Annotated in this window: 17 protein-coding genes and 2 tRNA genes; 13 read left to right on the top strand and 6 right to left on the bottom strand. The window is 39.9% G+C overall.

Annotated features, from left to right (window positions below):
* The 4 genes from DPV92_RS09505 to DPV92_RS09490 form a co-directional block, all read left to right on the top strand.
* On the top strand, positions 1-1,286 hold a 1,286-nt coding region (locus DPV92_RS09505; RefSeq protein WP_225791986.1), incomplete at its 5' end, for an AAA family ATPase.
* A gap of 8 nt (positions 1,287-1,294) precedes the next feature.
* Positions 1,295-1,903, top strand: a complete 609-nt coding sequence (locus DPV92_RS09500) for an SH2 domain-containing protein (RefSeq protein WP_111354658.1) — start codon at positions 1,295-1,297, stop codon at positions 1,901-1,903.
* Between the two features lie 564 nt (positions 1,904-2,467).
* Entirely contained in the window at positions 2,468-3,604 is a 1,137-nt protein-coding gene (locus DPV92_RS09495) for a transposase (protein WP_111354657.1), read from the top strand.
* 293 nt (positions 3,605-3,897) lie between these two features.
* The gene (locus DPV92_RS09490) at positions 3,898-5,100 is read left to right on the top strand and encodes an aromatic amino acid transporter (protein ID WP_111354663.1); all 1,203 of its coding nucleotides are present in this window, start codon (positions 3,898-3,900) and stop codon (positions 5,098-5,100) included.
* 55 nt (positions 5,101-5,155) lie between these two features.
* Here the strand turns inward: DPV92_RS09490 and DPV92_RS09485 are convergent, their stop codons facing one another.
* From DPV92_RS09485 to citC, 5 genes are all read right to left on the bottom strand, one after another.
* Complete coding sequence (locus DPV92_RS09485) at positions 5,156-5,449, bottom strand: YfcZ/YiiS family protein (RefSeq protein WP_111354656.1); 294 nt, start codon at positions 5,447-5,449, stop codon at positions 5,156-5,158.
* Between the two features lie 160 nt (positions 5,450-5,609).
* Positions 5,610-5,685 (bottom strand) — tRNA-Gly (locus DPV92_RS09480).
* A gap of 17 nt (positions 5,686-5,702) precedes the next feature.
* A tRNA-Leu gene (locus DPV92_RS09475) sits at positions 5,703-5,789 on the bottom strand.
* 171 nt (positions 5,790-5,960) lie between these two features.
* On the bottom strand, positions 5,961-6,635 hold the full coding sequence (locus DPV92_RS09470) for a phosphoglycolate phosphatase (RefSeq protein WP_111354655.1): 675 nt from the start codon (positions 6,633-6,635) through the stop codon (positions 5,961-5,963).
* A 17-nt stretch (positions 6,636-6,652) separates the two neighbouring features.
* The gene (citC, locus tag DPV92_RS09465) at positions 6,653-7,708 is read right to left on the bottom strand and encodes a [citrate (pro-3S)-lyase] ligase (RefSeq protein ID WP_111354654.1); all 1,056 of its coding nucleotides are present in this window, start codon (positions 7,706-7,708) and stop codon (positions 6,653-6,655) included.
* Between the two features lie 71 nt (positions 7,709-7,779).
* Between citC and DPV92_RS09460 the strand changes: the two genes are divergently transcribed.
* Complete coding sequence (locus tag DPV92_RS09460) at positions 7,780-7,962, top strand: hypothetical protein (RefSeq protein WP_111354653.1); 183 nt, start codon at positions 7,780-7,782, stop codon at positions 7,960-7,962.
* The gene (locus DPV92_RS09455; RefSeq protein ID WP_111354652.1) at positions 7,963-8,178 is read left to right on the top strand and encodes a PIN domain-containing protein; all 216 of its coding nucleotides are present in this window, start codon (positions 7,963-7,965) and stop codon (positions 8,176-8,178) included.
* A gap of 58 nt (positions 8,179-8,236) precedes the next feature.
* Here DPV92_RS09455 and DPV92_RS09450 read toward each other — a convergent pair whose 3' ends face one another.
* Positions 8,237-9,130: a mechanosensitive ion channel family protein gene (locus DPV92_RS09450; protein WP_111354651.1), complete on the bottom strand. Its 894-nt coding sequence runs from the start codon at positions 9,128-9,130 to the stop codon at positions 8,237-8,239.
* Positions 9,131-9,216: 86 nt separating this feature from the next.
* On the opposite strand from DPV92_RS09450, the gene rluC reads away from it, so the two are divergent.
* The 7 genes from rluC to ftsN all read left to right on the top strand — a co-directional run bounded on the left by rluC (position 9,217) and on the right by ftsN (position 15,092).
* On the top strand, positions 9,217-10,179 hold the full coding sequence (gene rluC / locus DPV92_RS09445; protein WP_111354650.1) for a 23S rRNA pseudouridine(955/2504/2580) synthase RluC: 963 nt from the start codon (positions 9,217-9,219) through the stop codon (positions 10,177-10,179).
* A 21-nt stretch (positions 10,180-10,200) separates the two neighbouring features.
* Entirely contained in the window at positions 10,201-11,046 is an 846-nt protein-coding gene (gene folP, locus DPV92_RS09440) for a dihydropteroate synthase (protein ID WP_111354649.1), read from the top strand.
* A gap of 9 nt (positions 11,047-11,055) precedes the next feature.
* Positions 11,056-11,403 (top strand): ArsC family reductase, encoded by a 348-nt coding sequence (locus tag DPV92_RS09435; protein ID WP_111354648.1) that lies wholly within the window; start codon positions 11,056-11,058, stop codon positions 11,401-11,403.
* A 70-nt stretch (positions 11,404-11,473) separates the two neighbouring features.
* Positions 11,474-12,607 (top strand): succinyl-diaminopimelate desuccinylase, encoded by a 1,134-nt coding sequence (dapE, locus tag DPV92_RS09430; protein ID WP_111354647.1) that lies wholly within the window; start codon positions 11,474-11,476, stop codon positions 12,605-12,607.
* 78 nt (positions 12,608-12,685) lie between these two features.
* Positions 12,686-13,378, top strand: coding sequence for a M15 family metallopeptidase (locus DPV92_RS09425; RefSeq protein ID WP_111354646.1), 693 nt, complete (start codon positions 12,686-12,688; stop codon positions 13,376-13,378).
* Positions 13,378-14,142, top strand: a complete 765-nt coding sequence (locus DPV92_RS09420) for a class I SAM-dependent methyltransferase (RefSeq protein ID WP_111354645.1) — start codon at positions 13,378-13,380, stop codon at positions 14,140-14,142. The genes DPV92_RS09425 and DPV92_RS09420 overlap by 1 nt, the downstream gene beginning before the upstream one ends.
* Before the next feature lie 125 nt (positions 14,143-14,267).
* Entirely contained in the window at positions 14,268-15,092 is an 825-nt protein-coding gene (ftsN, locus tag DPV92_RS09415) for a cell division protein FtsN (protein ID WP_111354644.1), read from the top strand.
* Positions 15,093-15,138: the final 46 nt, after the last annotated feature.

The raw sequence follows: 15,138 nt of genomic DNA, 5'->3' as shown, positions 1-15,138 counted from the left end.
CGTATACTTTATATGGATTTATGGATTTTATTGAAAATCGTAGATTTAAAACATCAGATTTTTTTAAAGATGATTTAATGATTTTTGAGACTTCTAAAGATGAAGAAGTAAGAATATCAATAAATCGTTTAAAAGACTTTGTTAAAGATGATTTGACACAACAACTCTCTAGAACTATACCTAATTTATTCTCTAGCAAAAATAAAGCTTTTAATGATTCTTCATTAAAATTATTAGATGACTTTAATATAAAAGATATTCATTTTAATAGACTTTCTTTTCTTGGCGGTTTTGCAATTGAAATAAAAAAAAGAGAAGAGGATGAATATTTTTCTATAATAAAAACAAGTGTAGAAAATGAAAGTTTAAAAAATAAAGATGAGCTAAGTTATGATTTACTTTATTTCGCAATTAATAATGAAATTAAAGCTATAATAAGGGAAGTTATTCTAAATAAAATACCAAATGCTTTTATTTCTAGCGTTGAAAGAAGCGGTATTTCACTTTTTCAAAAGGAAATAACCTTATCCAGAAGTAGAGTTTATGATGAGTTTTTCTATAACAAAAAGTCTATTAAGGATTTATTTGCTGGAACTAATAGAAACAAATTTAGTGCATATCCTTTACCAATAAGAGATAATCTTAAGTTTGTTCAAGATTTATTTTTTACATATAGAGAATTAAGCCCATTTATAAAAAAGCACGACTATCTTCTTGATGAGTTTAGGGATTTAATAGGTGGGGAATATTTAATTGATGATGATAATGAAGAAGTTAGATTTATTCCTCATAATGAGAGCTTAGAGTTATCAATGATGGAAAGTTCTAGCTCTATTCGTTCTTTATGTGATTTAGGTGTTTATTTGAAATTTTTTGCAGAAGAGGGCGATCTAATAATAATAGATGAACCTGAATTAAATCTACATCCAGAAAACCAAAGGAAGTTAGCTAGACTTTTTGCTAAATTAATAAATTGCGGTCTAAAAATATTAATTACAACACATAGTGATTATATTATAAAAGAATTATCTATTTTATGTATATTAAATAGTAGAAAAAATATTTTACCAAACATCAATAAAATATCCAATGTGAAATATGAGTTAAATAGTTTACTGGACTTAACGAGAATTAATGTATTCTTATCAAAAAGTCAAGATAATTATGTAAACTTATACGCTTGCGAAATTAATGACATAGATGGAATCAAACTTCCAACTTTTGACGATACAATTCAAGATATGAATAACATTATGGATGAAATTGCGTTCTCTTCAGAAATTTAGGTTTTAGTATGTTAGAGTACATAAAAAAGGTAACCAGAAAGGAAATAATTGAAGCGCCTTACATAAAAGATGGGAAAATCTGTTTGCAATTATTTGAGATGGATGAGAATGAAAGGTTGTTGTATACTTTTACTTTTTTAAATGTTCCTCAAGAGAGCATTCTAATTAGACTGGATGAAAAATTCTTAGAAACTAGGAATATTTTTATTAGCTCTAGTGATGATGAATGCAAAAATAAAAAAGATTTTGAACATTATTTATGCAAGAAAGCAGATTATCTTCTAATTGATTCAGAAAATAAGACTATATTTATAATTGAACTAAAATCTTCATCTCATAGTGAAGAACATATTATTGCTCAATTAAAAGGTGGCTTTTGTATCCTTAAATATATTGAAGCTATAATAAGTAATTTTTCTAATTTGTTTAGACATAAATCATCTTTAAACCTTCCTTTTGATGGTTTCTCATATCGTTTTATATCAATTAAACATATTGACAATGTAACCAAAGGAAATAAATTACAAAACTCTAAAAATTATGAAGATTTTTCATCTGCTGAAAAGTTTTTACATCTAAGAGGTAGAAATAAGATTATATATGCTCATTTAATATAATTGTATAAAACGGCAAGCATCTTCTTCAACTTTATCTAGTTGGTTTGCTATATATATTAATTATGCTAATCACTGCTATCGGTGAGGCAAATTTTGTCATTTTTTCAATCGTAATTAGAGCAGTATAAGACAACGCCGAATCGAATAAATTTGGTGAAAATCCTATAATAGGATTACGAAGAAGAGTGGCAATAAATAACACTCGGAAGCAACTTCAAAAGAGGTTGCTTTTTTGTTTGACGAAAACACTTTAAAGGACTACATTTAACTGAGTTTACAAGGAAGTTTTCCCTGTAAATGATACAACTAGCCAAAGAATGCAACTTTAAATGTAGCCTCACCCCTGAATGGGTGTGTGCGAATGTGTAGGCAGCAGGATTTTTCTGTTTTTAACACTCGCAATTTATCTCATTGTTAAATGAGCTTTTCCACAAGTTCCTTGTGAGTAATACGGTATTCGAGGCATAAACGCTTTGAGCCGACTTGAGATTTTCAGGTGGGCGATTTTTCGTGTCTGGCGTTTAGCCAGTCTCGAATACCTTGTACTACACAAGGAAATTCGCAATGGCTCAACATTATTTACTTTCAAGCAAATCAAAAAACATCAACTTAAAAGATATTTTACGACTTACAGAAGAAGATGCTTTTCACCTTTTAAAAACTCACCGTTGGGGAAACCCTGATAATATTTGTGATGTATGCTGTCCGCATTGTGGCATTCGTCACGAAGCCTACTTCCTTGAATCTCGTAAACGTTGGTGCTGCAAGCATTGCGAACGCCATTTCTATATCACTACAAATACTGTTTTCGCTTTTCATAAGGTTAAATTAGTCGATATTCTTGCGGTCCTTGTGATGATGGTAAGTTGCTCAAAAGGCATCAGTTCGATTGATGTTAGTCGCCTTCTCCATTTGAATTACAAAACGGCATTTGTACTTTGCGGGAAAGTTCGCGAAGCCTTATTTAAAACGCGCGATTTAAGTTCATTGTCAGGCGAAGTTCACGAAGATGGAATGTGGATTAACTTTACCCTACGCCCAACTAATTTCCGTAAGAACAACCACAAACAACGCCAACAAGCGGACGAAAAAGGACGGAAATTTCCCAAATTTAGACCGACTAAACGCTGCATTATTAGCCTAAATCAACGCTCTGCTAATGATGAACAAATGTGGGGTTCAAACCGTACTATTGTGGCAATGGATTACAACGAAAATACCGATACAGTTTTTGCATTGAACCAACGTTTTGTAAAAGCAGGTAGTGATATTATGTGTGATGAAAACCCTGCCTACAACAATCTTGATTTTCATTACACACGCTGGTCGGTAAACCATCAAGAAGCCTTTAGTGCCAAAGGCATAAACAATAATCTTGCAGAATCCTTTAACGCACGTTTCCGCGATTTACATCGTGGCGTACATCACAAAACCGATAATAAATACGCCTTACATTACGCCAATCAAGCGGCATTTATGTCAGACAATCGTAGAAAATCGAATGGTGAATTATTCTCCGACGTGCTTCAACGCTGTCTATGGGTATTGCCACTCAAAGAGTGGGTCGGTTACTGGCAAGGAAATCACCGTCAAGGTGAGTTAATCGGAATGAAAGCCTTTGCCCCCGAAGAAATTTCACAAAACTACTTCAAGCGACTAGAAGAACAAATGAAGTACGATGAAATGCTGTTAGCTGCGTAGATTGCAATAGCCTTAGCGATATTTCATCAAATTTAAATAGAAAGGGATAATTAGCTTACCGAAATCACGGTCGAGCGGATTTATCACGTCTAAAGTAACGGAAAATGAAGAATTTGCGTGAAAAATCGCGTAGAATTTCAGGAAAAATAAATGCCTTTCGCAAGATCATCTAGGAAAGGCACTTAATTTGGAATGCGGTTTTAGTCAATTTTCGGACTTTGTGCAACTGCTACATAATGCCGAAAAAGATTACCAAAAACGACCGCTTGCGTTTTATTTTGATAGGAATTTTTGTGAAAAAACAACCTTCTCTTTTTGGTGGTGCGTGCATCATTACGGGCGTTTGCGTGGGAGCGGGAATGCTCGGTTTGCCGATATCTGGTGCGGGGGCGTGGACGGGCTGGACGCTCGCGGCGATTACGCTGACGATGATCACGATGATGCTCTCAGGCTGGCTATTGCTGGAAGTATATCAAGACCACCCCATTCGCGCTTCTTTTAACACTGTTACCCAAGCGGTGCTAGGCAAGCCTATTAACATTATTAACAATCTGGCAGTCTATTTTGTCGGCGGTATTTTGCTCTACGCCTATATCACGGCTTCAGGCGATATTCTGCAAAACTTAGCCAAGCCATATCTTGATTTTGGTGAGGCAAGCGGTCGAATTTGGTCGGTCATTTTCGTCGCGATTTTCTCATTTTTCGTTTGGTACTCCACCCATTTGGTTGATCGCATCTCAATTGTGCTGATTTCCTTTATGGCGATTTCATTCTGCTTAAGCATTTCAGGGTTGATTAGCCATATTGATTTGAACACGCTGTGGGATTTGTCGAATGAGAACAGCGAATATGCCAAATACAGCCTTTCGGTGTTGCCGATTGCGCTGACTTCGTTTGGCTACCATCACTCAGTTTCTTCCATGCGAGCCTATTATGGCGAAGAACGCAAGGCAAAATGGGCGATTGCGGGCGGCACTTTTATTGCACTGGTACTTTATTTACTCTGGATTATCAGCATTTTTGGTGTATTGCCACGTGAGAATTTTGCCCCAATTTTGGCAAGCAATGGCGATTTAGGCGTGCTGTTACAACATATTGGCGAACAGATCGAAGTGGGGAAAATTTCGCAAACCTTGCATGCTTTTTCGATTGCCGCGATTTTATCCTCATTTATTGGCGTAGGACTTGGTACTTTTGATTTCTTGGCGGATTTCTTTGGCTTTTCTGATGATAAAGCGGGCAGAACCAAATCTTGGGCGGTTACCTTTTTACCGCCATTGATTTTCTCGCTGCTCTCGCCACTTGGCTTTTTAAAAGCGATTGGCTATGCGGGTGCGATTGCAACACTTTGGACTTGTATTATCCCTGCGTGGCTGGCTTACAAAACAAAAAGAGGCAATCAAGCAGTCGTTTTTTTAGTCTTTATTTTCGGCATCTGCACCGCAATTTTCCATTTGTTGGCGATGGCAGAAAAGCTACCGATGTTTAAGGGCTAGTATGACAATAACAAAAGCTGAAAGGATGCATTTACATCATTTCAGCCTTTTACGTTTATCTCACCGCCATTTGAAATAACACCACTTCTGCTTGGCAACTAAATTCAATCCACATCTTCATTAAAAAGCCCTCTGCAAGCGGTGTGATTTCTGATCTAATTTGGCAAGGTTCGGTTTCCACCGTTCTTGCTTTCTGGGTGAAATATTCCACCGCTTGTTGGGCTTGTGCTTCGCTATCATAAACAGCCTCAAAAGCAATTTGGCGATCGGCGTTATCTAGCATTGAATCGCCTTTTAATTTACACATATTGCGGGCTTCGTCCGCTTTTTGTTGGAGTGTTTTTGACATTTTATATTCCTCATCAATAAAAACAAATACCATTATGCTACGCCTAAACAAGGAATGAAGCAAAGAGGTTAAAAATTTAAGGAAATAAGAAAACAAGCAGAAAAATTATAGATATAAAAAAAGCACCTTAAGGTGCTATCATTTATTTTCTTTTAAGAAATGGAGCGGGAAACGAGGCTCGAACTCGCGACCCCGACCTTGGCAAGGTCGTGCTCTACCAACTGAGCTATTCCCGCATATTTGGTAATTTAAATGGTGCCCGAGGCCAGACTTGAACTGGCACGCCCCGAAAGGCGAGGGATTTTAAATCCCTTGCGTCTACCGATTCCGCCACTCGGGCAACTTTTCATTGCATCATTCAGTAAAACTGAATAACGAAGTGCATTATAGAGAATCTTAAAATTAAGTCAAACATATTTTTAAAAACATCTTTAACACTGCACAAATTAAGTCCAAAATAAGCATTTTTTAGACAAAAACACTCTTTTTTACTCTCTCGCACCTCCGGAAATTAGATTTCTTTTGTCGCAATATCTAACACATCTGCAAAGTTTGACGTCACAAATGTTGGATTTGCTTGCTCAATTGGCACATTATAGTTGTAGCCGTAAGTTAAACCAACAACATCACAACCTGCTCTTGTTGAGGCCATCACATCATTTTCAGAGTCACCCACAAAAAGCAATTCGCTTGGCTGAATACCGAATTTTTCGCAGATAAACCACATCGGATCTGGATTTGGCTTAATTTTCGGCAATGATTGCCCGCCCAAGGTTTCACTAAAGAGCGAATAAATCCCAAATGCACTTAATACAGGCTCAACCAAATGGGTTGGTTTGTTGGTAATCACTACTAGCGTAAATCCTTTAGCTTTCAAGGCTTCCAACGTTTCTTTTACGTGCGGATAAAGCGTGCTCTCTTCGCAGACATAAGTGGCATAGAACTTATCAAAACTCGCACGTAGGCTTACTAACTGCGTTGCATCAAACAGTTTTCCTGTGTAATTTACCGAATTTTGGAAGAAAATATCTGCACCTTTACCCACCCAGCTGAGCACTTTTTCTTGCGTAACCGTTGGCAAACCGTGCTCTAAGAACATCGAGTTCACCACCAACGTTAAATCTGGCAAGGTGTTAATCAGCGTGCCATCCAAGTCAAAACCAATCACTTTATATTTAAAAGCCATTTTTATCCCCTTAAAAATTAATAATGAATCACGTTCTCTGCTTGCTGAATGCGTTGCACGATTTTCTGCCCTTCCGCACTCAATAAAAATTGGTAACTGCTCTCAGGCAACATTGCAGAAACTTTTGCAAAATCGCCCGCTTGTATTGCTGCACGCACGCTAGAGGCACTAATCGCTTGCCCTTCATTCGCTTTACGAGGCACAACCACACACTCAATCCCCACTTTCGGCAATTCCGCCTGCATAATTTGGTTGTAGAGATTCGTCACACGACTAAAAGGTTCATCACCTACATAACGACGTTGAATACCTAATGCATTAGCAATCTGGCTGAAAATCTGCAAATCAAGCAATACGTTGCTCTCAATCACCGCATTTTCGTTTTCTTGGAAATAGCTTGGAAACGTTGCCGAACTAATCATATAAGAATCGGTATCCAAGCAATGCACATTTGGCAAATGAGCTACACCTACTTGCACCAACTGCTTACGCACCGCAAACGGCACGAGGCTTTTATCTTCGCTAACTACAAAGAGATATACAACATCGTTCTCACGAGATGCCTTTTCAACCAAATATTGATGCCCTAGCGTAAACGGGTTGGCATTCATCACAATCGCTGCAATCTTCTGTTCAGGCTTTAGTTCGGGCACACAAGCGGCCAAATTTGCTAAATAATTTGCAAATCCCTTGCGTTGGTTCTCCATAAAAACCAACTTACCTTCAATGCGAGCAATCTCATAAAAGCCCAAACTCTGGAAAAATTTCGCTGAATTGCATTTAGTGTAGAGAAAAATATGTGGATTGCCCCGTTCGTACTGTCCATTGATAAGATGGGTTACAATCGCATTCATCAGCCCCTCGCCTTGATGTGCTGAGGAGACTGCCAAACATCGCAAACTATTAGCAAAACAACTGCCCGTGGCGATAATCTCGCCCTCTTCATCATACATTGCACAGGTGTAATCCAAATTCGGATCGCGTTTAATACCTTCTTCCGCCAACAACTTATCAATCGCTTGATAAGCCTGCTTATCAAACGCCATCACACAGTCAATTGGGTAATCTGCCATCTATTTCTCCTTATTGGATTATTCTACACGCCAGAAAATAAAATGCCAAAAGAGTTGTAAGAAATTTATGTTTGCTTATTGATTATTTTCTAGTCTATTTTGTGTTAATGGGCTATTCCGAATATGAAAAACGGGATTATGCATCTAAGAAAAGTATTGCGGATCTCTTAGCTGATGATAACCCAGCTTGTGTAGATATTGAGTTTGAAATACCACCGCGTTCAAAAGCACAACACCGCCCTGTGGAGTTTTAAATGTATTTATTTGATACAAATGTGATTAGTGAAATTCGTGGCCTTAAGTTTGGTAAATGTAATATCGGTGTAAAAGAGTGGCTTAGTACCATCTCCCTTGAACAAATCTACACAAATCTCATTGTGATAATGGAATTAGAACGCGGTGTTTTAGGAATGGAAAGAAAAGATCCCCAGCAAGGTGAAATACTAAAGATTTTGAGCATATGGGTGTAGAGTTATTTAATCCCTTTATCTAAAACAAAACCTTAGATTTCTCCAAGGTTTTATCCATTTATAATTTATCCGTTCCGGTCAAATTCACATCCAATTGGTTAAATGGAATGACAATGCCTGCTTCGTCGAAGGCTAATTTAACCTCTTCTAATATACGGCTATATGTGGATGAAGCGTTGGCGGTCGTAACCCAGCCTTGAGCCCCTAATTTCACACTGCTCGCCGCCAGTTCGCTGACCGATACACTTGGCTCAGGTGTCGGTAAAATAGTGCTTTCATTGGCAAGAATCTGGCTGATAATCTCTTTCGCTTTTTTTAGATCCGCATCATAAGCAATATCAAACACAAAATTTAAACGGCGAGTGTCGTTTGCTGAATAGTTGGTAATTTTGCTTGAGAATACGCTACCGTTGGGAATCAATACCGTTTTGTTATCTGAAGTGCGAAGTTCAAGTACTAAAATACCCATCTGTTGCACGGTGCCGACTGTGCCACCCGTTTCAATTTGATCGCCTTTTTGGAAAGGTTTAAAAATTAACAACATTACACCTGCTGCAAAATTTTGTAGCGAATTTTGTAGCGACAAACCTATCGCCAAACCAGCTGCACCAATCAGTGCAACAAGAGAGCTGGTGTTAATGCCAATTTGAGAAAGCGAGGCGATAACCACAATTAAAAGTAGCAAGAAATAGCTGATTGAGCGGACAAAACTTTGTAACATTTCGTCTTTGGTTGAGGCTAACACTGCCTTACTCATCAGTTTGCTAATCGCCTTAGCAAGCCATTTGCCGATTACAAAAATTGCAATCGCAAGCACAATTTTGGTGCCGTAAGGGATTAAATAATCGTGCAAAATCGCATCAATACTCATTGTATCTACTTTTTGAAGTAATTTTTCTGTGGTCGCCACCACATCAATATTTTGCGTTGCTGTTTGAGCTGTTTCTGACATTTTTGATCCTTTTTGTTGAATTTGCCCGAAAAAGAGGGCGTTTGTGATAGAATTTAAAGTAATATTATCTCTAAATTTCACATTTTATGACAACAGAAAAAGTAATCAGTGCCAGCGTGCAATTTTTCACCATTTCCGATGATGAAGCAGGGCAACGCTTGGATAACTTTCTTTTGGCGAAACTGAAAGGCGTGCCGAAAAGTTTGATTTATCGCATCGTGCGTAAGGGCGAAGTGCGCGTCAATAAAGGGCGAATTAAGCCAGAATACAAACTTCAAGAAGATGATGTCGTGCGTGTGCCACCTGTGCGTGTGGCAGAGAAAAACGAAGTGCCCGTTTCAACCAAACTCAACAAAGTGGCGGAACTAGAAAGCCAAATTTTGTATGAAGATGAAGTGATGTTAGTTATCAACAAGCCTTCTGGCATTGCCGTGCACGGCGGAAGCGGTTTGAGTTTTGGCGTAATTGAAGCCTTGCGCGCGTTACGTCCGCAAGCACGTTTTTTAGAATTAGTACACCGTATCGACCGAGATACATCGGGCATTCTGCTCGTTGCTAAAAAACGCTCAGCATTACGCAATTTACACGAGCAACTGCGTGAAAAAGTCGTACAAAAAGATTACTTAGCATTAGTACGAGGGCAATGGCAATCACACGTCAAAGTAGTGAAAGCACCACTACTCAAAAATGAACTGGCAAGCGGTGAAAGAATGGTAAAAGTGAGCGAAGCGGGCAAGCCGTCGGAAACCCGTTTTTCTATTGAAGAACGCTACCCTTCTGCCACTTTAGTGAAAGCTTCGCCAGTAACAGGACGAACGCACCAAATCCGTGTTCATACTCAATATGCAGGGCATCCGATTGCTTGTGATGATAAATATGGCGACCGTGATTTCGACCAAAAAATACAACAAATTGGCTTAAATCGCCTGTTCTTGCACGCTTATTCTATCCGTTTTGAACACCCCAGAACGGGTGAGGAGATGGTGATTACCGCACCTTTAGATAAAAAAATGAAAGCAGTATTGGCGAAGTTACGAGCGGAAAAATAGCGGTCGAAAAAGGAGAACAAAATGCAAATCCATTTCAAAAACCAACAAAAATCTGACCGCTTGTTGGATTTAACCCATCCCAATATTATGGGGATTTTGAATTTCACGCCTGATTCGTTCTCGGATTCAGGCAAGTTTTTTTCGCTTGATAAAGCACTGTTTCAAGTAGAAAAAATGCTCAATGATGGGGCAGACATTATCGACATTGGTGGCGAATCGACCCGTCCGAATGCAGAAACTGTGACCGTTTCTCAAGAAATTGAGCGAGTTGTACCGCTTGTTGAAGCCGTTAGAAGTCGCTTTGATTGTTTGATTTCAGTGGATAGCTCAAAGGCAGAAGTATTCCGCGAGTCAGCAAAAGCAGGGGCGGATATTCTCAATGATATTCGTGCATTAACAGAACCAAATGCACTAGAGACCGCCGCAGAACTTGATTTACCTGTCTGCATTATGCATATGCAAGGCTCGCCGCAAACGATGCAACAAGCCCCGCATTATGAGGATGTCGTCGAAGAAGTAGCAGATTTTTTAAACCACCGCATTTTAGAATGTACGCTTGCGGGTATTCCTAAAGAGCATATTATTTTGGATGTTGGCTTTGGTTTTGGCAAAACGGTCGAGCATAATTATCAATTATTGAAACATCTCAAAGCCTTTGCTGATTCGGGCTTTCCTGTGTTGGCAGGGCTTTCCAGAAAATCGATGATTGGTGCGATCACAGGCAAACCTGTGGATCAGCGTGTAATAGGCAGTGTAACGGGAGCATTGCTTTCGGTACAAAACGGGGCAAAAATCGTCCGCGTGCACGATGTTGCCGAAACGGCTGAAGCCTTGAGTATTTGGCAAGCAATGAATAGCGTAGAATAAGGAAGAAAAATGATTAAAGTATATGGCATTAAAAATTGTGACACCGTCAGAAAAGCGTTGAAATGGCTAGCGGATAACCAGATCCCACATCAATTACACGATTATCGCGTTGATGGTTTAGATACCGCTTGGCTTGAACAAGCAGAACAAACCTTTGGTTGGGAAACGCTTGTAAATAAACGCTCGACGACTTGGCGTAACCTCGATCAAGCGGTTAAAAATAGCTTAGATCGTGCAACTGCATTACAAGTTTTAACCGAGCAACCAACGCTTATCAAACGCCCGATTATCTTACAAGATGGCAAAGCGTTAATTGGGTTTAATGAAGCAGAATATAAAGACGTATTTAATAAATAAGAAAAACTCCGTAAGAACTTATTTATCACTAACCGAGGACATGTAGCCCTAGGAAATGGAAGTATAAAACGTGAAACAACAAATCATCTCCCTCGCTCAAAACTTAATCCGACGCCCTTCCACCAGCCCCAAAGATGAAGGCTGCCAACAAGTGATTGCAGAACGCTTGCAAGCGGTCGGATTCAATATTGAATGGCTACCATTTGGTGACACGCTCAACTTATGGGCAACCCACGGTGAGGGCGAACCTTGCCTTGTTTTCGCTGGGCATACCGATGTGGTACCTGTTGGCGATGAAAATGCGTGGACTTACCCACCGTTTGAAGCTCACATTGTGGGTAACATTCTTTATGGACGCGGGGCTGCCGATATGAAAGGTTCGCTCGCTGCCCTTGTAGTTGCCGCAGAAAATTTTGTGAAAAATAACCCAAACCACGCTGGCAAAATCGCTTTACTCATCACCTCCGACGAAGAAGCCTCCGCCAAAGATGGCACAGTAAAAGTGGTTGAAACCTTAATGGCACGTAATGAACCAATCCATTATGCCGTGGTGGGCGAACCTTCAAGCGGTAAAGTGCTGGGAGATATAATTAAAAACGGTCGCCGCGGTTCAATCACTGCTGAGCTTTACATTGAAGGCGTGCAAGGACACGTTGCTTATCCACATCTTGCCGAAAACCCTGTACATACTTCGCTCGGTTTCTTGACAGAACTCACCACTTACCAATGGGACAACGGCAACGAATTCTTCCCGCCAACCAGTTTGCAAATCGCCAACATCAAAGCAGGCACGGGCAGCAATAACGTGATCCCCGGGGAGCTTTATGTGCAATTTAACTTACGCTATTGCACCGAAGTGACCGATGAAATCATTAAAACTAAAGTAGCAGAAATGTTACAAAAATATGGATTAAAACATCGAATTAGCTGGAATTTGTCGGGAAAACCATTTTTAGCAGGTAACGGAAAATTGGTGCAAGCTGCCCAACAAGCGGTCGCAAATGTCACCCAAATTACACCTCGCTTAGACACGAGCGGCGGCACTTCAGACGGGCGTTTTATCGCTTTAATGGGGGCTGAAGTCGTGGAATTCGGCCCTCTCAACGCCACCATTCACAAAGTCAACGAATGCGTCAACGTGGACGACTTGGGCAAATGTGGTGAGGTGTATTACCAGATTGCGGAAAAATTGTTGATTAAATAATTGTAGGGACGTATTGCACTCGCCTCTACTCGAAAAACAATATAGTTCTACATTTTATCTAAACAAGCGGTCAAAAAAATGCCAAACTTTGCAAACCTTACCGATATTCTCACAGGCAAAAACCGTGAGCATTTAATTGCATTGCCGAATGCACTATCGGACAAACACACCTTGCAACCAGAAGCGGTAAAAGCTTTTTTAGCATTACAGCAAGCTGCCAAAAATGCAGGCTTTAATTTACAACCTGCCAGCACGTTTCGTGATTTTGAACGCCAGAAACTGATTTGGAACGCCAAATTTAATGGCGAGCGTAAAGTGCACGATGATAAAGGCAATGCGATAGAGCTGGAAGGCTTGAGCGATTGGCAAAAATGCCAAGCTATTTTACGCTGGTCTGCTGTACCAGGTGCGAGCCGCCATCACTGGGGAACAGAGATCGATTTCTTCGATCCTGATGTGCTGCCCGAGGGCAAAAAATTGATGCTTGAACCGTGGGAATATCAAACAGGCGGTTACTTCCAGCGTTTAACCAACTGGTTGTTGGCAAATGCTGAAACGTTTGGTTTTTACTTCCCCTTTATGCCTGAAAACAACGAAAGTAAGCTCATTGGCATTGAGCCTTGGCATATTAGCTATTTTCCGATTGCGGAGCTTTATCAACAGCAATTTGATGCAAACTGTCTCAAACAAGCATGGGAAACGGAAGATGTGGCAGGAAAAGCTGCTCTTATTGCCCATTTTGATTCTCTTTTTAAAGATTATATTTTGTAATGAGCATTCAACTAATCAATGAAAGCAACAACCTTGAAGCCTTTCAAGCGATGTGCGAAAAATGGCAATTACGCCACGATCCAGATGCGATTTTAGCCCTTGTAAAAACGCCTGAGCGTTTGGAATTACGCAAATTAGACGAACCGAAGCTCAGGGCAATTGCGGTGAATTTTGTGGATGGCACAATGACACATCGCCGTAAGTTTGGCGGTGGTCGCGGTGAAGCGGTAGCAAAAGCAGTAGGGATTAAGGGCGACTACTTACCCACTGTAATTGATGCAACCGCAGGACTTGGACGTGATGCATTTGTGCTAGCGGCGATTGGCTGCAAAGTGCAATTGATTGAGCGTAATCCTGTGGTTTCAGCTTTGCTAGAAGATGGGCTAACGCGTGCTTATCAAGATCCTGAAATTGGCGAATTTATGCAATCAAGGATGGTTTTACTGCCATTTCATACCATTAGTGAATATGCAAATGCCAATGCGAAGCCTGTCGACGTAGTCTATTTTGACCCGATGTTTCCGCACAAACAAAAAAGAGCTTTGGTCAAAAAAGAGATGCGTGTGTTCCAGCATTTGGTGGGAGCGGATTTAGACTCGGATGATTTTTTCCAGCCTGCAAAACAAGTGGCTCGCAAACGCGTGGTCGTCAAACGCCCTGATTATGCACCGTTTATTGCAGATCAAAAACCTGATTTCAGCCAAACGACCAAAAATCACCGATTTGATGTTTATTTGTCACATTTATCAGCAAAATCAGACTAAAATCAGTAAATTTAACAAAAATTTACAAAAATTTTAAAATTGAACTTGCCCAATTGATAGGCAAGCGAGCTATTTTTCAGTAGAATTTACTACTATGATTATTTTATTCTAAGGTTTATACAAATATGTCTCGAAGCTCAATGGCTCGCCCTAAAAAAAGTAAAGGAATGAGCGTTTCTACCATATTATCTATCGTAATTGTGCTATTTTTAGCACTAGGATTGGGATTATGGTTACTAAAGGAAAACGCTCCAACACCTACCACAGCTGCTCCTAACCAAGTTGCAGTAAAACCTGTAACACAAAATACAACATTACCAAGTCGCCCAGAAGAAGTTTACAGTTATATTCGTGATCTAGAAACTCGTGAAGTCGTTACTGATCCAAACAAAGGGCAACCAAAATCGGCTCAACTTTCTAAAGAACAATTGGCACAATTAGAAGAAAAGCGTAAACAAGAAGAAACAGCACGCCTTACAACAGAACAGCCAGCCGCCGCAGAGCAACCTGCTGAACCAGAAATTATAGCAGAACAACCAGTAGCACCGTCTGATGCTGAGATCGCAGCCCAAAAGGCTCGTGAGCAAAAACTAGCTGAAGAAAAACGCAAACAAGCAGAATTGAAAAAACAGCAAGAATTAGCGAAAAAAGCGGAAGCCGAGAAAGCGAAAGCAGAACAAGTAAAAGCAACGCCTGCAAAAGTGGAAGAAAAACCGACCGCTTCACAACCTAAAGCAGGTAGTTTCGGGCTTCAATGCGGTGCATTCAAAAACAAAGCACAAGCTGAAAATATGCAAGCACGCCTTGCTATGGCAGGCTTCAATGCCCGTATTGTTAGCGGAGCAGATTGGAATCGCGTATTTGTCGGCCCTATCGGAAACCGTACAGCAGCTGCAACTGCCCAATCTAATGCAAGAAGTGTGGCAGAATGTGTGATTGTAGCGATGTAATTAGGAATATTAAATAATAAATGGGTAAGAATAATTAAGTTTATTC

The organism is Pseudohaemophilus paraphrohaemolyticus (genome assembly GCF_003253115.1).
Taxonomy (GTDB): Bacteria; Pseudomonadota; Gammaproteobacteria; order Enterobacterales; family Pasteurellaceae; genus Haemophilus_A; species Haemophilus_A paraphrohaemolyticus_A.
The sequence above is the reverse complement of the archived record's forward strand: the minus strand, read 5'-3'. Positions and strand labels throughout refer to the sequence as shown.